Genomic DNA, 18,233 nt, shown 5'->3' with positions numbered 1-18,233 from the left:
CTAGATAACGCTCAGGTCAAGGCGGATGTTATCAAACAGCCTCTCTAGTCTGCCTGCGGTTGCTGCAAAGCATAGAACCGCGCTGCAGAGTCTTGGAACACAGCTTGGTGCGCCTCGGCCGGGATCAGATCGCGATATGCGTTCGCCAGAGTGGCGTAGTCGCCATACAGCTTATCGACCGGGAAATTTGATCCGAACATGACCCGGTCCGGGCCAAATTGATCAAGGCAGGTTTCGATGATCGGGCGGATGCTGTCTGGCGTCCATGTGTGGTCGAACATACCCAACCCGGACAGTTTGCAAGTCACGTGGGGCAGGGCGGACAGTGTACGCAGGTGCTGAGCCCAGTCTTTAAGCCCTTCGGGGCTGCGGTCATGGGGCGATCCGGCATGACATAGGGCGATCTCCGTCTCGGGGGCTTGCGCCAGAACGCGGGCGGTTTTTTCCATCAGTTCGGGGATGAGCTGCAGATCAAAGCTGAGGCCGCGACGACCGGCCTCTTGCAGGCCCGTCACAAACGCGGCGTTGTCGAGAAGTGTGTTTGTCCCCGTCTGCGCGTCCTCTCCGGGCGCGCGCCCGACAATCTGGCGCAGGCCTCGCACGGTTTTCAGGGTCTGGAACGTGTCCAACTGTGTAGAAAGGTCCGCCGAGGTCAGATCGCAGAACACAACCTGTGCCATCGGCCAATCACGGTTGGCATCGGCGACAGACTGGACCCAGCGGGCTTCGTCCAGGCCGCTTTCGGCCCCAACCTGAATATGCACCGAGGCGCGAACACCGCACGGCTCGGCCTCGGACCGGAACTCATCCAGCAGATAGTCTCGCTGAATCGGAGTAGGATCACCAAAGAACCGCTCGACCCCGCGCGCCATCAGCCAGGGATAGTTTAAGGCGTTCAGGTCCCAAAGATGGTGATGGGCGTCGATCCAGTGTGTCATGTCTTAGGCACCTCGGCCATGCGCGCCAGAATATCGACGCCCTGCTGTTTCCAGAAATGCAGCAGGTCGATGAAGATCCAGTTTTCGGCCAGCTTGTCGCCGTCGCGGCGGTAGATATCGATCACGCGAAACTCGCCGAGTTTGTTGGTTGCGGGCATGCCCATGAAACCGCCGGTCGGGCGGGCGGTGAAGTTGGGCCAACCAAAAAAGCCGCCATAGTGCCCCTCGGCCATACGGCAGATATGCCCGGTTTTCGACCGATCGGCGAACGAGGCACGGAACGGGCCAGCGTGTTGTTTGGCGTAACGTTCGATCGTGTAGGTCGCGCCGATACCCGTCGGCCCCCACCAGAGCATGTCCTCGTGCCAGGTGCGCCGCAATTCATCCTCAAGGCTCAGGCCGCTGTTCCACTGACCCAGGTCCGAAATCATCGCGTTGATCGCAGCCAGCGTCCGATCGGCCTCATCAGCGGGCTGAGGCGTGAACATCAGCCCGTCATGGGTCATGGGCCCTGGTTGAACCAGCTGTGCCGCGGTTTGCGGAGGGAAGGGCTGCAGACCGGCCTGCATCATGAGATGCGGAATATCGAAATACATTGCGGTTTCAGTGATTTTGCCGTTCTCGACCTTGTGGAATTCGCAATACCGCAGAAAGGCCAGTTTGCCCGTTGGCGCGATCCCAAGCCAGGGGGTGTCAAACAGACCCATCAGGTGACCCATCGACGCCACCCAGACCGAATCGAAGCCATCCATTTCGTTGGCGCCGGCCATGAATACATCCATGCGGCGTTGCTGACGGGTCAGGCTTTTTCTGAGCGGGGTCCAGAAATTCTGCGCTACGGCCTCTGCGCCGTGCTGCTCGTCAAAGGGATGAAAACCGCGCCACAAAAAGTCTGGCGCGCAATGGTCGGCGATTGCACTGACGATGGACGATTCTTGTGCCTTGTCGATTGCGTCATAGAAATCGAGGACGACCTGCTTTTCGGCTTCATAGGACATTTTGTTTTTCTTTCAGTGCATTAACCGGTTAGGTGCAGTGCTGTGCAAGAAGGATCCAGGCGGCTTGCATGCGCATGCAAAAAATTCTTGCCAGATGTTCCTTAAGATGTCTATGCTTTTGCAAACGTATGCACCGTGCATGCGGCAGGGAGGACAGAATGGCCGAGATTCAACTTCGCAATGTTGGAAAGCGTTGGGGCTCGTTTGTTGGGGTCGACAATTTCGATCTTACAATTTCTGACAAAGAGTTTCTGGTGCTTCTTGGCCCGTCCGGCTGTGGCAAGACCACCACGATGCGCATGATCGCGGGGCTCGAGGATGCCAGCGAAGGCGACATCCTGATTGACGGTCAGCGCGTCAACGACATGGAACCCAAAGACCGCGATGTGGCGATGGTGTTCCAGTCTTACGCGCTGTACCCGAACATGAATGTCTACGAAAACATCCGGTTCCCGCTGAAAGTGCGGGGCATTGACCCTTCGACGCATGACGATAAGGTCCGTCGCGCCTCGGCCATGGTTGAACTGGATGACTTCCTGCACCGCAAACCGGCCGAATTGTCGGGCGGTCAGCGTCAGCGGGTTGCACTGGCGCGCGCAATCGTTCGCGAACCAAACGTCTTTTTGATGGATGAACCGCTGTCGAACCTCGACGCCAAGCTGCGCGTTTCGACACGCGCCCAGATCAAGAATCTAAGCCATGAGCTGGCCGTCACTACGATCTACGTGACCCACGACCAGATCGAAGCGATGACTTTGGCCGACCGTGTGGTCGTGATGAAAAGCGGTGTTGTGCAGCAGGTTGGCAGCCCGACCGAGATTTATGACACGCCCGCCAACACCTTTGTCGCTAGCTTTATCGGCAACCCTGCGATGAACCTGATGGAAGGCGAAGTGCGGGGCGGCACCTTCACCGCGAAGAATGTCGAGATTTCCGGTGTCAATGCACCTGACGGCCCCATGACCCTCGGCTTCCGCGCCGAAGATGCCACACTGGCCACTGACGGTCAGGGTCAGATCAACGCGCCGATCTACACCCAGGAATTGCTGGGCGATGCGACCATGATTTCCGTCCGCGTGGGCGGGGCGCTGGTGTCCGTGAAGGCCGACAAAAACTATCGCGCCGAAATTGACGACATGGTGTCGATCTCGGTTCCCAGTGAGATTTGTCATCTGTTTGACGGTCAGACCGGGCAACGGATCTGACATTACCCCCGCTCAATCACCGGGGAAAAGCCCCGGGATCAAACCCACTGCGTGTAAGGGGCACGCAACCAAAACTCAAAGAAACAGGGAGACTGAAATGTTTCTGAGAAAGCTAGCAACCGTAACGACCTTTGTGGGTCTGATGGGCTCGGCCGCTTATGCCGCCAATTGTGGGCCGGAAGGTCAATCCATCCGCATTCTGGCCAGCGACTTCCCGGCGATCCACGCCGTCGCGGGCGCGGCGGAAGCCAATTGTGCAAGCGGCGCGTCTGACTTTGCAACAAACCACACGACCGAAGCGCGTTCGATTATGAATGCGGCTCTGACGCCGAACCCGTCCGAGTACTCCTCGGTTATTCTGGCCAACGCGACCCTGACCCAGCTGATGAATGACGGTCTGGTCCGCCCGCTGAACGATCTGGTTGAGAAGTATGGCGAAAACATCTCGCCGAACCTTCTGATCACCATCGACGGCAACATTATGGCTGTGGCGTTCATGGCGAACTCTCAGCATCTCTTCTCGCGCAAGGACATCCTTGAGCAAGCTGGTTTCGAGGGTATCCCCGCGACCTACGAGGAAGTGATCGAGGCTGCAAAAATGATCCGCGAGGCGGGCATCATGGAGCATCCGATCGTTATCAACATGCAGACCGGTTGGAACCTCGCCGAAGTCTTCAACATGATCTACCTCGGCCATGGCGGCGAGTTCTTCGAGCCCGGATCGGCGGAACCTTCGATCAACAACGAAAAAGGTCTGGCCACGCTGGAAACCATGAAGGCGATTGCTGAATATGCGCATCCCGACCACCTGACACATGCGTCAAACGAAACGCAGGGCCTGTGGGAATCCGGCCAGGCTGCTCTGGGCGTCATGTGGGGTTCGCGCGGTTCGCCGATCTTGGACGACGAAGGTTCGACCGAAGAAGTGACATCGAACACCGTCTTGTCCGGCGCGCCGACTGTAGGAGGCGGTTCGATCCCATCCGCAACCCTTTGGTGGGATGGCATCTCGATTGCCACTAACGTATCGGATGAAGAAGCTGAGGCGACTTTTGCGGCCCTCGTCAGTGCCCTGACACCCGAAATGGTTTCAGCGAACAACGATGACGCCGTTTGGTTGCTGGATGGCTTTACACCCGGACCGGCTGCGGCAGGTGTTGCCCAGACCGCGCAGGGTGGGGCGAAACCTTACCCGATGATCCCGCAAATGGGACTGTTGCACGCGGCGCTGGGTACCGAACTGTCGGACTTTATCAAAGGCGACGAGAGTGCCGAACAGGCGCTGGCGGATGTTGAATCTGCATACAGAACCTCGGCCAAAGAAGCCGGGTTCCTTCAGTAACTCTCCCCGACTGAGGGGGCTGTATCTGGCCCCCTCTCTTTTCGGATTTAGACCGGGACATACGCTATGAAGCACCGTACCTTTTTCTGGTTCATTCTGCCGACGCTCACCGCGATGATCCTGTTTATCGCGCTGCCCATTGTCTCGGTCTTTGTTCAATCGCTGTTTGTCGAGCATGAGCAGGTTTTGGTCGTAACCGAAAACTGCGGCCCTTTTGGGTGTACTGAAGCCACTGCGGTGGATGTCGAGGCCACCGAAAAGTTGCGCGCTGATCAGCCGCTTGGCCAATTCAACGGGCTTGGGACATATACCAACCGTTCGCATCTGGCCTTTTCCGAGGTAGGTGAGGCATGGTCCAGTTCCGCTTCGTTCGGTGAGTTCTGGAGCAATGTCTACAACCTGCCCTTCTACAGCGCGCTGGCATTCACACTGGCCTACACCGCCGTCGTCACACCGCTGGTTCTGATCCTTGGTATGGCCATCGCGGTTGGCGTCAACAACTTGCCAGGTATGCTCAAGGGGTTGGCGATCTTTGTTTCGCTTTTGCCCTTTCTTGTCACCCCGCTTGTCGGTTCGTTGATCCTGTTCTGGATGGTCGACAGCGATGGTGTAATTGGCGCCACCATTCAACGTATATTCAATGATCCATCCCTCAGCCTAAAGGCTTCGACCGCGCTGACCTGGACAATGCTGATGGTGTATGGCGTCTGGCACACCCTGCCGTTCAGCTTCATCACCTTCTACGCTGGTCTTCAGACCGTGCCGGAAGACACGATGGAAGCCGCCCAGATCGACGGTGCCAGCAAATGGCAGCGCATGATCCACGTTGTTGTTCCGCATCTGATGCCGTTGGTATCGTTCGTGACACTGATGCTGATCATGGACAACTTCCGCGTGTTCGAGCCGATCGTCAGCTTCAAGGCCGAGGCGCATGCCCAGTCGCTCAGCTGGATCATCTACAACGACCTGCGCGAAAGCGGCAATCCGCTCTACGCATCTGCGGGCGCGACCTCGCTGATCACGATCATCCTTGTGGTCATCCTGATGACGCCCGTGCTGATACGCACATGGCGCGACTTCACCCGCAAATCTCACTGAGGACACGACATGGCGACCAAAGCACAATCCCGCATGACTCCGCTCAAGCTGTTCTCTTATGGCTTTGTTGCAGTCTGGCTCATTATCGCGGCGTTCCCTTTCTTCTGGACGTTTTGGGGCAGCTTTAAAGTTCAGGCTGACTTTCTGTCCAAGGCCGACTGGATGAACGCGCTGCGGGGCACAAACACAATCGAACAAACCGGCAGCGCCTTCACCGGAGCGGGTTACTATGGCGCTTGGGTGCTTGAGGATTTCTGGTTCAATTTCAGAAACACCGGGATTGTGGTGTTCTTTACCGTTGTCATCTCGCTGACCTTCGGGACACTCGGTGGTTATGCGCTCGCAAGATCCGGCTTCCGCTATGCCTTCTGGATTTTGATGGCTGCTCTGGTGTTCCGTGCCATGCCGCATATCACCCTGGTTTCAGGTTACCTGTTGCCGTTCTTCGAGTGGAATGTCTGGGGCATTCTGCCGACCACGATCATTGTGTTGGTCGCAATCAACCAACCCTTCACCCTGTGGATGCTGCATTCGTTCTTCAAGAATATCCCGAAAGACATGGATGAAAGCGCAATGGTCGACGGCTGTACCCGGTTTCAGGCGTTCTGGCATGTGATCGTTCCGGTTATGTGGCCGGGCGTGATTACCACCGGCCTGTTCAGCTTTTTGCTGGCCTATAACGACTTTGCCGTTACGGCGATGCTGCTGAGTGCAGACAACGAAACCATCATTCCGGCAATCAACAGTTTCATGGGCACCACCCAGGTCGAAGGCAAGGTGATGTACGCGGTTGCCGCCGTGGTCTCGACCACCGCGCCGCTGTTCGTGCTGATTCTGTTCTTCCAGCGCCAGATTGTCAGCGGTCTGACTGCAGGGGCGGTGAAAGGCTGATGAGCGCCTCTGCACGACATAATGCCATTGGGCGCCACCCGGCGCTCAACCGGATGCCGAGGGATTTTCTGTCTGAGATTTAAACCGCTCGGAAAATCAGAAAATTCCTAATGCATCAGAACAAGGACGAAAATCATGAAGGGTTCACGCCCCGAACAGGCCGTGCTGACCAAAGACACGGACATGAGCAAAACCGAAGAAACCCGAGCGGTTATCGAAGGGATGGTCGACGGATTGAACGACCACCGCATCGACGACATTGGCGAGTTCTTCTCGCAAGGGTTTCGCTGGCTGGGCAACCAAGGCTGTGGAACAAAGACCGGGTTGGAAGAGTTTCAGAACAACTGGCAGCGCCCGTTTCAGGCTGCGTTTTCCGACAAGACCTGCATTGATGAAGCGCGCCTTTACATGGGCGAATGGGCCGCGGCCTTTGGCCGGCAAGAGGCAACCCATTCGGGCGAGTTTCTGGGGATCGCACCGACCGGCAAACGGGTTGAGATCCGGTACATGGACTTCTGGAAGGTCGTTGACGGCAAGATCGTCGACAACTGGGTGAACGTCGATTTCGCCCACGTCGCTGCGCAATTGGGCGTGGACGTGTTCAACGGCGAAGGCTGGGAAGCATTTGACCGGGGCGAAAAAACACCGCCCCGGCCCGACAACTGAGGAATAAGACAATGGCAATCGAATATCTTAAACGCGGTAAACCCGAGGCCGACAGGGCCGAGGATGATGCCAAAACCCGCGCCGTCGTCGAGGCGACGCTGAAGGATATCGAGGCGCGCGGCGATGCGGCTGTACGAGAGTTGTCGGAGAAATTCGACAACTATTCGCCCGAGAGCTTCCGTCTGAGCCAGCAAGAGATCGACGACCTGATCGCCTCGCTGAGCGACCGGGAGCTGGCTGACATCAAGTTCGCGCAAGCGCAGGTGATGAATTTCGCGCAGGCACAGCGCGACTCGATGCTGGATATCGAAGTCGAGACGCAACCCGGTGTGATCCTTGGCCATAAAAACGTCCCCGTACAATCCGTCGGCTGCTATGTTCCGGGCGGTAAGTTCCCGATGGTAGCCTCGGCTCATATGTCCGTTGCCACGGCCAAAGTGGCGGGTGTTCCCCGCATCATTGCGTGTACACCTCCATTTCAGGGCAAGCCCAATGCTGCGGTGATCGCTGCGATGCATCTGGGTGGCGCGCATGAAATCTACGTCATGGGTGGCATTCAGGCTGTCGGCGCAATGGCGATTGGCACGGAATCCATCAAACCGGTTCATATGCTGGTCGGCCCCGGCAACGCATTCGTCGCCGAAGCCAAGCGTCAATTGTTTGGACGCGTCGGCATTGATTTGTTCGCAGGTCCAACCGAGACCATGGTGATCGCGGATGAAACCGCCGCTGACGCCGAGCTGTGCGCCACTGACCTGCTGGGGCAGGCTGAGCATGGGTATAACAGCCCCTGCGTTCTGCTGACCAACTCGCGCAAACTGGCCGAGGCCACTCTGGACGAGGTCGACCGCATTCTGGGTATTTTGCCGACTGCTGACACTGCTAAAGTCAGCTGGGAAGAATACGGCGAGGTCATCGTCTGCGATACCTATGACGAAATGCTTGAGGTGGCCGATGATATCGCCTCGGAGCATGTGCAGGTGATGACGGATCGCGACGACTGGTTCCTGGAAAACATGACGTGTTATGGCGCGTTGTTCCTTGGTCCGCGCACCAACGTTGCCAACGGCGATAAGGTGATCGGTACGAACCACACGTTGCCGACCAAAAAGGCCGGGCGGTACACCGGTGGTCTATGGGTTGGTAAGTTTCTGAAAACCCACAGCTATCAGAAAGTTCTGACCGACGAAGCCGCGACCGTGATCGGCGAATATGGCTCGCGCCTGTGTATGCTCGAAGGGTTTGTTGGGCACGCCGAACAGTGCAACGTCCGGGTCCGTCGCTATGGCGGTATCAATGTTCCCTACGGCGAAGGTGCCCCATATCGAGAGGCCGCAGAATGAGCGACGTCCATACGGCCAACAAGGCGCTGATCGCGCCGCTTAGGGCCGCGATGTATGACTTTGATGCGGTCCGTGTGCAGGCTGCGCTGAAGGGGGCCATCGCCTCGGATGCCGTGGTGCACATGCCGCATCCGTTTGGCGATCTGACCGGTCCGCAGGAACTGTACGATACGTGTTACGCGCCGCTGTTGAAGGCCATGCCTGATCTTGAACGTCGCGACTGGATCGTCATGGGCGGACGCACCGAACATGGCGGCGATTGGATCGGATGTGGTGGGCACTACATCGGTACATTTGTCGCGCCATGGCTGGACATTCCGCCGACCGGGCATCTGACCCACATGCGGTTCCATGAGTTCTACCGCATCGAGGACGGCCAGATCGTCGAGATCCAGACGCTTTGGGACATCCCCGAGGTCATGATGCAGGCGAATGCCTGGCCGATGGCCCCGTCCTTGGGGCTGGAATTCTGCATTCCCGGCCCTGCGACGCTGGACGGTATCGTGCCCGGTCCATGGGACGAGGCCAAATCCCAAGCCTCGTGCGACCACATTGTCGAGATGCTCAATCACCTCAAAAAGCACCCCAGCCAGGGTGGGCCAGAGGTGATGGAGATGGACAAGTTCTGGCATCCGCGCATGAACTGGTACGGGCCCGCGGGTATCGGAACCGGTCGAGGTATCGCCGGGTTCCGCAATTGGCACCAGATCCCGTTTCTAAATGGCATGCCGGATCGCGGCAAATACGTGGACGACATCACCTATCATTTCTTCGGTGATGCCGAATACGCGGCGGTAACCGGTTGGCCTAACATGATCCAGACTGTCACCCATGACGGCTGGATGGGAATTGCCCCCTCTGCTCAGCGGATCACCATGCGGTCGCTGGATTTCTGGCGGCTCGAAAACGGCTTGATCCGCGAAAACTGGGTGATGGTTGACCTGCTGGACGCGTACCGGCAACTGGGCGTAGATGTCTTCGCCCGTCTGCGCGAGTTCAACAAGGCTCGTGTAATGGGCGAAATTCCATTCCCGGTCGGCGAGGTCTGATATGCCCCAATTCCCCAGCACCCCAAGTTTCCAACTCAGCGGCAAGCGCGCGTTGATAGCCGGAGCATCCTCCGGCATCGGTATGGCCTGTGCTGTTGCGTTGGCCGAACACGGTGCTGAGGTGACTTTGGCAGCGCGCCGCATTGGCGCACTGCAGGATATCGCGGATGAGATGAAGGCGCGGGGGTGGGCGGCCAATACGCTTGAGCTCGACGTCTCGGACGTCGACAAAACGGCTGCTGCTGTCGCAGAGAACGGGCCGTTCGACATCTTGCTGAACTCCGCCGGTCTGGCGCGGCATGGCAAGGCGGTCGAAACGGCAACAGAAGATTTTGACGCCGTGATGGATGTCAATGTTCGCGGCGCGTATTTCCTGACCCAAGCGGTGGCCAAAGGCTTGTTGCAGACCGGACGGGCCGGATCGTTGATCAACATCTCCAGCCAGATGGGGCATGTCGGCGGGCGGGAAAGGGCGGTGTATTGCGCCTCGAAATTCGCGGTCGAAGGGTTCACAAAGGCGATGGCGCTAGAGTTCGGTCCGGCAAAGATCCGGGTCAATACCATTTGCCCGACCTTTATCCTGACGGACCTGACGCGCGCGACCTTCGATGACCCGGACAAACGTGCCTGGATTCTGGACAAGATCAAGCTGGGTCGCCCCGGCGAAATCGAAGACATCATGGGGGCAGTTGTCTATCTCGCGTCAGATGCCTCGGCGCTTGTTACCGGGACCGCGATGATGATTGACGGGGGGTGGACAGCAGACTGATGCCTGGGCAAAAGATCACATCTTTGGACGTTGCTCGTCTGGCCGGGGTCAGTCAATCTGCGGTCAGCCGGGTTTTCACGCCCGGCGCATCCGCGTCAAAGAAAACAGCTGAGAAAGTGCGCAAGGCGGCGGATCAGCTGGGGTACCGACCCAACGTTTTAGCCCGCGCGGTTGTTTCCGGCAAAAGTCGGATCATTGGTCTGGTCGTGGCGTATCTGAACAACCAGTTCTACCCCGAAGCGCTAGAAAAGCTGACGAACGCGCTGCAGGAACGCGGCTATCACGTGCTGGTCTTCATGGCATCGAACTCGGCGCAGAACATCGACAAGGTTGTCGAGGAAATTCTTGATTTCCAAGTGGATGGGATCATTGCCGCGTCGGTGGCCTTGTCGTCGGATCTGTCTGACCGGTGTCAGGCAGCCGGTATTCCGGTGGTGCTGTTCAACCGCGCACAGGATGATCCGGGGATGTCAGCTGTGTCGTCCGACAATATTGCCGGAGGCCGCAAGGTGGCGGAGTTTCTCCTAGCCGGCGGTCACAAGAAAATCGGGTACATCGCGGGCTGGGAGGGGGCCTCGACCCAGCGGGACCGTGAAGCGGGATTTAGGGCTGCGTTGAAAGACGCGGGCGTCGCGCTGCACGCGCGCGGGGTTGGTGACTTTTCCAGTGAAAAGTCGCGCGAGGCGACACGCGAAATGTTTGCCGCTGACCCGCCGGACGCCGTCTTTGTGGCCAACGATCACATGGCAATTGCGGTGATGGACGCTCTGAGATTCGAGTTGGGCCTGAACGTACCCAACGATGTTTCTGTTGTCGGATATGATGACGTGGCCGTGGCTGCTTGGCCCACCTATGACCTGACCACAGTGCGCCAGCCTGCCAACCGTATGGTTGCCGAAACTGTAGACATTCTACTGAGCAAAATCGAAGGCCCGGACGTTGGTCCGCGCCGGTTAGAGATCGACGGGCCGCTGATCGTTCGCGGCTCGGCCCGCATACCTGAAGGATGGAAGACATGAAGGGATTTGATCCCAAATTCAAAGACTTTCCCGACTATATTATCGGGATTACCAAAGAGATCTGGGAAGACCGCGGTATCTCAACGCTGCATCACTACTATTCGCCGGACATTGTCGTGCGTTCGCCCGCATCGGTGGTGTTGGGCAACCAGAACGTCATCGGCGCAACCATGGCGACGCTGGCCGAGTTTCCTGACCGGCAATTGCTGGGCGAGGATGTGATCTGGTCCGGCACGCCGGAAGAGGGCATGTTGAGCTCGCACCGCATCATCTCGACGGCAACGCATCAGTCGGATGGCGTCTATGGCAAGGCGACGGGGACCAAGCTGCGCTATCGGATTCTGGCCGACTGTCATGCCATCGACAATCAGATCAACGATGAATGGTTGATCCGCGATCAGGGCGCGATCGTCCGCCAGATGGGGTGGGACCCCAAAGATTATGCGGCTGATCTGATCGCGCGTGAGGGCGGGCCGGACAAGTGCGTCAAACCGCTGACACCTGACACCGACCAGCCCGGCCCCTACAAGGGCACCGGCAACGATAATGAATGGGGTCAGCGCTATGCCGATATTCTGACCCGCATCATGGGTGCCGATATGGGCGCGATCGAAGCCGAGTATGACCGTGCCGTTCAATCCGAATACGTGGGTGGCGTGACGGGGCATGGCTGGGATGCCGTTGACCGGTTCTGGATGGGACTGCGCGCCAGCTTCCCGAATGCCGAGTTCACGATCGAACACCAGATCGGCCGTGACGACCCGAACATGGCCCCGCGCGCAGCTGTACGCTGGAGCCTGTGGGGCAAGCATGAAGGCTGGGGTGCTTTTGGCGTTCCGACCGGCGCTCAGGTCTATGTGCTGGGCATAAGCCATGGTGAATTCGGTGAGTTGATCGGTGGTCAGCCGCAGCTGCGCCGCGAATACACTCTGTTCGACGAAACTTCGGTCTGGAAGCAGATCCTGCTGAAGTCCGGCGATCTGTAGAATGCCGCGCCGGGTTACAAATCTGGATGCGGGGCAGGGGGCGCGGCGGTTTCATGCCCATCGCGCCAGCCTGCGCGCCCGGCGGCTGAACAATCGTCCTCCGGGGTTTGGGGTTTGAACCAATCAAATCCCAATCAGAAGGAAAACAGATATGAGCACAATCCAAAGCCGCATCGTCCGTTATGGCGAATTGCAACCCTGTAAAACCGCGTTCATCGACGCACACACGCCGGGTTCGGATCAGAAAGAGAACTTTACCATTGTCGGTGGCGGCGTTTCGGAAAGCCCTGATCAGCACGTCCACATCACCGACAAGATCGGTTTCAACATCGGCGCAGCCGGTCAACCTCCGAAATGCCGCAACTCGCTGCACAGCCACACAACGGCCGAGGTATTTTTTGTGGCCAAGGGCCGGTGGCGGTTCTTCTGGGGCCGCTATGGCACCGCGGGTGAGGTCATTGCCGAAGAAGGCGATATCTTTAACATCCCGACGGGTATCTTCCGCGGCTTCGAAAACGTTGGTCAGGACTACGGCATGATCATGTCGATCCTTGGCGGCGACGACGCAGGCGGAGGGGTCACCTGGGCACCTCAGGTCATCGAGGACGCGCAAGCCCATGGCTTGATGCTGGGCAACAACGGTGTGCTCTATGACAGCAAGAAAGGCCAGGAACTTCCGCACAATGTACAGCCGATGCCTCTGCTGACCGAAGAAGAGTTGAAGGCCTATCCAGAAGTGCCCGTTGAGAATGTCATTGGCAAATACGTGGCCCGCTATTGGGACCTGATGGCGCTGTCGTCGAACAAGCCCGCTGCGGTCATCGGTGAAAACGGCCTGATCAAGGACAAGCCTGGGTTCGAGGTCGATTTCCTTGGGCGCGGTTCCAGCGTGATTGATCCTGTGAAGGCAGACAAGCCAGTGGTTCTGATGCCCGCCAGCGGTCATTGGCGCATTGCGATTGATGACGTTGAAGTCACGCTGTCCAACGGAGACACCGCGCTGGTTCTGCCGGGCGAAAGCTACAGCGCCGCGCCGTCCATGACCGGCGATGCGGGCCTGTACCGGATTACCGCAACCGACGACCCCGCCGGTCCGACCTGGACTGGCAGCTAAAGCATTTGCGCCGCCTTTTGTGGGCGGCGCTTCAAATAACTTGGTAAGAGACACGATATGACCCGCATTTCGACCACGCATGTAGGAAGCCTTCCGCGCACGCAGGAGGTAGTCGATTTCATCTTCGCACGCGAGCGGGAGGAGCCTTTTGACCAAGCCGCATTTGACGCCTGCATGACCTCGGCGGTTTCCGAGACCGTTCGCAAGCAGGTTGAGGCGGGGGTCGATGTCGTGTCGGATGGCGAGACGTCGAAAATCTCGTACGCGACCTACGTCAAAGACCGCTACACCGGTTTTGACGGGGACAGCCCGCGCAATGCTCCGGCGGATCTGAAGATGTTCCCAGGCTTTCTAAAACGGCTGGCTGATGACGGCGGTACGCCGCAATACGCGCGCCCGATGTGCGTGGGTGAAGTTCGATCAAAGGGGCAGGGAGAGCTGCAGAAAGACATCGACAATCTTAAAGCTGCCATGGCCGCGCATGGGGTCGAACGCGGGTTTATGAATGCCGCGAGTCCGGGGGTTATTTCACTGTTCCTGCAGAACGATTTCTATGCGTCGCGCGAGGCTTATTTGGAAGCGCTCGCAGACGCGATGAAGCAGGAATACGAGACGATCGTGGGTGCAGGGCTGGAATTGCAGTTGGACTGCCCGGATCTGGCCTTGTCGCGCCACATGCTGTTCACCGACCTGTCGGACGAAGACTTCGTGAAGGTCGCAGACATGCATGTCGAAGCGCTGAATCACGCGTTGGAAAACGTGCCATCTGACAAGGTGCGCGTGCACATCTGCTGGGGCAACTACGAGGGGCCGCATTGCTGCGATATCGGTATGGACAAGGTGTTTTCCACCCTGATGTCGACCAAGGCGCGTTACTTGTTGTTCGAGACCTCAAACCCACGCCATGCGCATGAATGGACTGTGTTCCGCGATCGCAAGGCGGAAATCCCGGACGACAAGGTCTTGGTTCCCGGTGTCGTCGACACGACAACGAACTTTATCGAACACCCCGAACTGGTTTCGCAACGCATTGAGCGGTTTACCGGAATTGTGGGTGCGGATCGGGTGATTGCCGGGTCCGATTGTGGATTTGGCACGTTTGCGGGGTTCGGGTCAGTTGATCCCGATATCGCATATGCCAAACTGGGCGCGCTGGCCGAAGGGGCTGCTCTGGTCAAATGACGCCGCTTGTTCTTCTGCCCGGCATGATGTGCGATGCGCGGCTGTACGGCCCTCAGATCGCGGCATTGTCGGGCAGCTATCCGATCCTGTGCGCACCGATTGGGGGGCACGACACGATGACCGCTCTGGCGAACGAGGTGCTGGCCCATGCGCCGCCTCGGTTTGCTTTGGCGGGATTGTCCATGGGCGGGATCGTTGCGATGGAAATCCTGCGCCAAGCGGCAGAGCGTGTCTCGGGCTTGGCGCTGCTGGACACGAACCCTCTGGCCGAACTGGATGAGGTCAAAGCCCGTCGCACCCCGCAGATTCAGGCGGCGAAGAAAGGTGGCTTGCGGACGGTGATGGCGGAGGAGATGAAGCCGAATTACCTGACCGACGGTCCCAATCGCGCCACCATTCTGGACTTGTGTATGGATATGGCGATGGGTCTGGGGGCGGACGTATTTGTCAACCAATCCATTGCGTTGCGCGACCGTCCCGATCAAAGCGAAACACTGCGCAACTATACCCGCAAGACGCTGATTCTGTGCGGTCGCGATGACGCGCTGTGTCCTGTTTCGCGGCACGAATTGATGCATGAACTGGTGCCTGACAGCCGGCTTGAGATCATCGAGCAGGCCGGACACCTGCCCACCCTGGAACAACCTGAAAAGACAACAGCGGCTCTGCGCCGCTGGTTGGAGGCGATATGAAACAATCCCTGCTGGACCTTCTGAAGTCCGTTGACACCCCGACAGTGTGCAATGCGATTGAGGTCGCCCAAGGCAAGCGCGGGTTCAATGCTTTTACCCGAGGCACGATGCTGTGTTCGGACCCGGACGCTGGCGCGATGGTCGGCTATGCCAGAACGGCCAAGATCGCCGCCGTGAACCCGCCTGAAGAACCTCCCGAGGTCATCCGCAAACGTCGAATGGACTACTATCGCCACATGGCAACGGGCACAGGCCCGACGGTCACCGTTGTTGAAGACGTGGACTACCCGCATTGCATCGGGGCCTATTGGGGCGAGATCAACACGACCGTTCACAAAGGATTTGGTGTCAGCGGTGCGCTGACCAATGGCGTGATGCGCGATCTGGGCGATTTGCCGGATGGGTTTCCGGTTGTGGCCGGGTCCGTTGGCCCAAGCCATGGTTTCGTGCATGTAAAAGAAATCGGGACGTCCGTGAATATCTTTGGCCTGTCGATCAAGGATGGCGATCTTGTGCACGCCGACCGGCACGGCGCTTTGGTGATCCCGCCCGAGGTTGTGGATGGGTTAGAGCAAGCCATCAACAAGCTCTTGGAAACCGAAAAGCTGATCCTCGCGCCAGCCCGCGAGCCAGGTTTTGATTTCGAAGCCTTCGAAACCGCCTGGGCCACATTTGAGGCGTCGCGGACGTAATCCCCCCGGCCCCCGGACCCGCTATGGAGTCAGGGCTGTCGTTTTTCGGTTGGCTGACCACAAGTCGGGCAGCGTGCCTTATTCGGGTCCGTCTCGGCATGAACCCGGACGCGGATATGGTCGGCGGCACGGCGCGACAGGCCCAGTTGCTTGCGCAGGGCCTCGATGTCGGCCTCGTCGGCCTCGCAGATGTCACCGTCCTCCAGCGCTTTTCTGAACTCGCGTTCAAGGCTTGCGCGTCGTCGGTGCAACTGGTCGTTCAAGCCGCTGGCGATGATACCAGCGGGCAGCGCAGCCATACCGATGCCAATCACTGTGATCGCGGCGCCGAAGATCTTGCCAGCCACCGTAATTGGGGTCACGTCGCCATAGCCGACAGTTGTCAGCGTCGCCATCGCCCACCACATCGCTGCAGGGATTGAGCCGAATGCTTCGGGTTGCGCCTCGTGCTCGGCCAGCCACGCGCCGCTGGCGGCAAATATGAGCATGACCATCAGGATGAAGAACCCGGCAAAGAAGGCTCCGGCCTCTTCCTCGAACACGGCCAGCAACATGCCAAGCGCGGGTGAATAGCGCGTGAGTTTGAGCAACCGCAACATGCGGAAGGTGCGCAGCAACCGCAGATCGACCGGAAAGAACAGATAAAGCAGCGCCGGCAGTATCGCCAGCAGGTCGATCACGGCAATCGGCGAGGTCGCCCATTTCGCACGAGACTCATAGTCAGGGTTTTCCGGCGCGACCCACAGCCGAGACGCGTATTCGACCACGAAAACAAAAAGGGATAGACCTTCGAACACAAGCAGCGCTGCGCCCCAGCGTTCATAGATGGAATCGACGGTTTCCAAAATGACTGCGGCGACGTTCAGCGTGATCAGCAGGATCAGGGCAATTTCCAGCAACCATGGGCCTGTGGCGGCCCGGTCCGGACGTTCGAGCCACCAATAGACTTTTTTTCGCAATTCGTTCCGATCGGTCATCGTATTAATCATGCCGGAACTTCGACCACGCACGTGCCACAGGAACCACGATTTGCGAGAGCAGTGCGGTGCCCCAGATCATGTTACCGACCAATGCCGGGACGTGGGGGACGATGAAGAAGCAGGCAATTGCCAACACGATTCCGAACACGCGCACGTCCCAACGACCGAAATCCGTAGCCAACCGGTGTTCGATCACGTTCTGCAGGACCCAAAGCATGGCGATGTAGCCAGCAAGGCCGAAACAGCCGACGGCGGCGTATTCGGTGGGGTAGGGCTCCCAAAAACCGACCTTGACCTCGGCGGCCAGTGCGACGCCAACCATGACGCCGCACAACATCAGGACCAGATGCGCAAGCCACCAGGTGACCAGCGTGGACACCTTCTTGTCCTTGGGTTTGGCATTGCCGACAAAGTCGAAATAGATCCAGCACATGACGAACATCGAAACCCCGCCGATGACGAAGTTGACCAGCACGTCGGGCGACACTTTGTAGATGCCTTTTTCCGACAGGGTGACGACCAGCTTGAAGAACCCTTCGCCCAGTACGATCAATGTCAGCAGGGCGAACCGTTCGGCCATATGACCAAGGCGCGGAACGAACCGGTCAAAGCGCAGAACTGTGACGCCGGGGATCATATACATCGCCTGCGTGGCGACCATTGCGGCGGCAAACACCCAGTAGGCCAGCGGTGTCGGCAGGAACGCGGTAATCGCAAAAATCACGGCAAAGACCGAGAAGTTGCGGATTTGCGCGGATGACATCGACTGGCCCGATGAGTTGACCCGTCGGGCGCGATAATACAACGCGGCAATCATTGCCCGGTTCGCGGCAAATCCCAATGCGAAGAAAACCCAGCCCTTGCCATCTATGGCCGGAATCGCTGCGGCCATGAACATCACCGTACAAATCATCACTGACATGATAAGGCGGTGCCAGAAATCCGTGCTGACATAGATCGAGTTGAAAATACTGAGCTCGCCCCACGCATACCAGAGCGTGATAAAGACTCCCGCGAAAACAAGAAACCCATGGAAATCAAGGTGGTGCGACAGGTAGTTGCCCAGCAGGAAGATTGTCACAACGTGGATCAGGTCATAGAACAACTCGGCCCAGTGGACGTGGTCATGCGCGTGGTCAAGATCTTGGTGGTGCTGGGGCTTTCGCCACATGGGGTGTTCGTGAAGGGCCATAAAGAATGAACTCTTGAAAGTGATAGAAGGAGAAGTGGCCGACAAGCGGCCACCTTGTGTTTGACTTTGGTGCTAAT

At 58.3% G+C, this 18,233-nt stretch carries 18 protein-coding genes; 14 read left to right on the top strand and 4 right to left on the bottom strand.

Features of this window, described 5'->3' with window-relative positions:
- Positions 1–44 precede the first annotated feature (44 nt).
- Together J7416_RS10995 and J7416_RS10990 are read right to left on the bottom strand one after the other, a co-directional pair.
- A complete protein-coding gene (locus J7416_RS10995; protein ID WP_209224811.1) occupies positions 45–938 on the bottom strand; it encodes an amidohydrolase family protein in 894 nt (297 codons plus the stop codon).
- Positions 935–1,936: an ester cyclase gene (locus tag J7416_RS10990; RefSeq protein ID WP_209224810.1), complete on the bottom strand. Its 1,002-nt coding sequence runs from the start codon at positions 1,934–1,936 to the stop codon at positions 935–937. The genes J7416_RS10995 and J7416_RS10990 overlap by 4 nt, the downstream gene beginning before the upstream one ends.
- A gap of 158 nt (positions 1,937–2,094) precedes the next feature.
- Here J7416_RS10990 and J7416_RS10985 point away from each other — a divergent pair, with 158 nt between their 5' ends.
- From J7416_RS10985 to J7416_RS10920, 14 genes are all read left to right on the top strand, one after another.
- On the top strand, positions 2,095–3,141 hold the full coding sequence (locus J7416_RS10985) for an ABC transporter ATP-binding protein (RefSeq protein WP_209224809.1): 1,047 nt from the start codon (positions 2,095–2,097) through the stop codon (positions 3,139–3,141).
- A 97-nt stretch (positions 3,142–3,238) separates the two neighbouring features.
- On the top strand, positions 3,239–4,483 hold the full coding sequence (locus J7416_RS10980; protein ID WP_209224808.1) for an extracellular solute-binding protein: 1,245 nt from the start codon (positions 3,239–3,241) through the stop codon (positions 4,481–4,483).
- A gap of 66 nt (positions 4,484–4,549) precedes the next feature.
- Positions 4,550–5,581: a sugar ABC transporter permease gene (locus J7416_RS10975; protein WP_209224807.1), complete on the top strand. Its 1,032-nt coding sequence runs from the start codon at positions 4,550–4,552 to the stop codon at positions 5,579–5,581.
- A 9-nt stretch (positions 5,582–5,590) separates the two neighbouring features.
- A complete protein-coding gene (locus tag J7416_RS10970) occupies positions 5,591–6,472 on the top strand; it encodes a carbohydrate ABC transporter permease (protein WP_209224806.1) in 882 nt (293 codons plus the stop codon).
- A 135-nt stretch (positions 6,473–6,607) separates the two neighbouring features.
- Positions 6,608–7,138 carry an ester cyclase gene (locus tag J7416_RS10965; protein WP_170464392.1) on the top strand — a complete coding sequence of 177 codons (531 nt, stop codon included), beginning with the start codon at positions 6,608–6,610 and terminating at the stop codon, positions 7,136–7,138.
- Positions 7,139–7,149: 11 nt separating this feature from the next.
- The gene (gene hisD, locus J7416_RS10960) at positions 7,150–8,481 is read left to right on the top strand and encodes a histidinol dehydrogenase (protein WP_209224805.1); all 1,332 of its coding nucleotides are present in this window, start codon (positions 7,150–7,152) and stop codon (positions 8,479–8,481) included.
- Complete coding sequence (locus J7416_RS10955; protein ID WP_209224804.1) at positions 8,478–9,530, top strand: ester cyclase; 1,053 nt, start codon at positions 8,478–8,480, stop codon at positions 9,528–9,530. Before hisD ends, J7416_RS10955 begins: the two co-directional genes overlap by 4 nt.
- 1 nt (position 9,531) lies before the next feature.
- On the top strand, positions 9,532–10,299 hold the full coding sequence (locus J7416_RS10950) for an SDR family oxidoreductase (RefSeq protein ID WP_209224803.1): 768 nt from the start codon (positions 9,532–9,534) through the stop codon (positions 10,297–10,299).
- Positions 10,299–11,318, top strand: a complete 1,020-nt coding sequence (locus J7416_RS10945; RefSeq protein ID WP_209224802.1) for a LacI family DNA-binding transcriptional regulator — start codon at positions 10,299–10,301, stop codon at positions 11,316–11,318. The genes J7416_RS10950 and J7416_RS10945 overlap by 1 nt, the downstream gene beginning before the upstream one ends.
- A complete protein-coding gene (locus J7416_RS10940) occupies positions 11,315–12,304 on the top strand; it encodes an ester cyclase (RefSeq protein WP_209224801.1) in 990 nt (329 codons plus the stop codon). Before J7416_RS10945 ends, J7416_RS10940 begins: the two co-directional genes overlap by 4 nt.
- Before the next feature lie 151 nt (positions 12,305–12,455).
- Complete coding sequence (locus J7416_RS10935; protein WP_209224800.1) at positions 12,456–13,418, top strand: cupin; 963 nt, start codon at positions 12,456–12,458, stop codon at positions 13,416–13,418.
- 57 nt (positions 13,419–13,475) lie between these two features.
- Positions 13,476–14,600 (top strand): cobalamin-independent methionine synthase II family protein, encoded by a 1,125-nt coding sequence (locus J7416_RS10930; RefSeq protein WP_209224799.1) that lies wholly within the window; start codon positions 13,476–13,478, stop codon positions 14,598–14,600.
- The gene (locus tag J7416_RS10925) at positions 14,597–15,292 is read left to right on the top strand and encodes an alpha/beta hydrolase (protein ID WP_209224798.1); all 696 of its coding nucleotides are present in this window, start codon (positions 14,597–14,599) and stop codon (positions 15,290–15,292) included. Before J7416_RS10930 ends, J7416_RS10925 begins: the two co-directional genes overlap by 4 nt.
- Positions 15,289–15,984, top strand: coding sequence for an RraA family protein (locus J7416_RS10920; RefSeq protein ID WP_209224797.1), 696 nt, complete (start codon positions 15,289–15,291; stop codon positions 15,982–15,984). Before J7416_RS10925 ends, J7416_RS10920 begins: the two co-directional genes overlap by 4 nt.
- Positions 15,985–16,013: 29 nt before the next feature.
- Here the strand turns inward: J7416_RS10920 and J7416_RS10915 are convergent, their stop codons facing one another.
- Both J7416_RS10915 and J7416_RS10910 read right to left on the bottom strand, forming a co-directional pair.
- Complete coding sequence (locus J7416_RS10915) at positions 16,014–16,961, bottom strand: ion transporter (protein WP_209224796.1); 948 nt, start codon at positions 16,959–16,961, stop codon at positions 16,014–16,016.
- Between the two features lie 4 nt (positions 16,962–16,965).
- A complete protein-coding gene (locus J7416_RS10910; protein WP_209224795.1) occupies positions 16,966–18,156 on the bottom strand; it encodes a low temperature requirement protein A in 1,191 nt (396 codons plus the stop codon).
- Positions 18,157–18,233: the final 77 nt, after the last annotated feature.

It is taken from the genome of Ruegeria sp. R14_0 (genome assembly GCF_017743975.1).
In the GTDB taxonomy this organism is placed as follows: domain Bacteria; phylum Pseudomonadota; class Alphaproteobacteria; order Rhodobacterales; family Rhodobacteraceae; genus Ruegeria.
The sequence above is the reverse complement of the archived record's forward strand: the minus strand, read 5'-3'. Positions and strand labels throughout refer to the sequence as shown.

What these genes read in the sequence shown, in the direction of transcription:
- J7416_RS10995 (WP_209224811.1), bottom strand. Translation starts at nt 938, where the DNA reads ATGACACACTGGATCGACGCCCATCACCATCTTTGGGACCTGAACGCC.
- J7416_RS10935 (WP_209224800.1), top strand. Translation starts at nt 12,456, where the DNA reads ATGAGCACAATCCAAAGCCGCATCGTCCGTTATGGCGAATTGCAACCC.
- J7416_RS10975 (WP_209224807.1), top strand. Translation starts at nt 4,550, where the DNA reads ATGAAGCACCGTACCTTTTTCTGGTTCATTCTGCCGACGCTCACCGCG.
- J7416_RS10955 (WP_209224804.1), top strand. Translation starts at nt 8,478, where the DNA reads ATGAGCGACGTCCATACGGCCAACAAGGCGCTGATCGCGCCGCTTAGG.
- J7416_RS10965 (WP_170464392.1), top strand. Translation starts at nt 6,608, where the DNA reads ATGAAGGGTTCACGCCCCGAACAGGCCGTGCTGACCAAAGACACGGAC.
- J7416_RS10945 (WP_209224802.1), top strand. Translation starts at nt 10,299, where the DNA reads ATGCCTGGGCAAAAGATCACATCTTTGGACGTTGCTCGTCTGGCCGGG.
- J7416_RS10970 (WP_209224806.1), top strand. Translation starts at nt 5,591, where the DNA reads ATGGCGACCAAAGCACAATCCCGCATGACTCCGCTCAAGCTGTTCTCT.
- J7416_RS10940 (WP_209224801.1), top strand. Translation starts at nt 11,315, where the DNA reads ATGAAGGGATTTGATCCCAAATTCAAAGACTTTCCCGACTATATTATC.
- J7416_RS10980 (WP_209224808.1), top strand. Translation starts at nt 3,239, where the DNA reads ATGTTTCTGAGAAAGCTAGCAACCGTAACGACCTTTGTGGGTCTGATG.
- J7416_RS10910 (WP_209224795.1), bottom strand. Translation starts at nt 18,156, where the DNA reads ATGGCCCTTCACGAACACCCCATGTGGCGAAAGCCCCAGCACCACCAA.
- J7416_RS10985 (WP_209224809.1), top strand. Translation starts at nt 2,095, where the DNA reads ATGGCCGAGATTCAACTTCGCAATGTTGGAAAGCGTTGGGGCTCGTTT.
- J7416_RS10950 (WP_209224803.1), top strand. Translation starts at nt 9,532, where the DNA reads ATGCCCCAATTCCCCAGCACCCCAAGTTTCCAACTCAGCGGCAAGCGC.
- J7416_RS10930 (WP_209224799.1), top strand. Translation starts at nt 13,476, where the DNA reads ATGACCCGCATTTCGACCACGCATGTAGGAAGCCTTCCGCGCACGCAG.
- J7416_RS10920 (WP_209224797.1), top strand. Translation starts at nt 15,289, where the DNA reads ATGAAACAATCCCTGCTGGACCTTCTGAAGTCCGTTGACACCCCGACA.
- J7416_RS10990 (WP_209224810.1), bottom strand. Translation starts at nt 1,936, where the DNA reads ATGTCCTATGAAGCCGAAAAGCAGGTCGTCCTCGATTTCTATGACGCA.
- hisD (WP_209224805.1), top strand. Translation starts at nt 7,150, where the DNA reads ATGGCAATCGAATATCTTAAACGCGGTAAACCCGAGGCCGACAGGGCC.
- J7416_RS10925 (WP_209224798.1), top strand. Translation starts at nt 14,597, where the DNA reads ATGACGCCGCTTGTTCTTCTGCCCGGCATGATGTGCGATGCGCGGCTG.
- J7416_RS10915 (WP_209224796.1), bottom strand. Translation starts at nt 16,961, where the DNA reads ATGACCGATCGGAACGAATTGCGAAAAAAAGTCTATTGGTGGCTCGAA.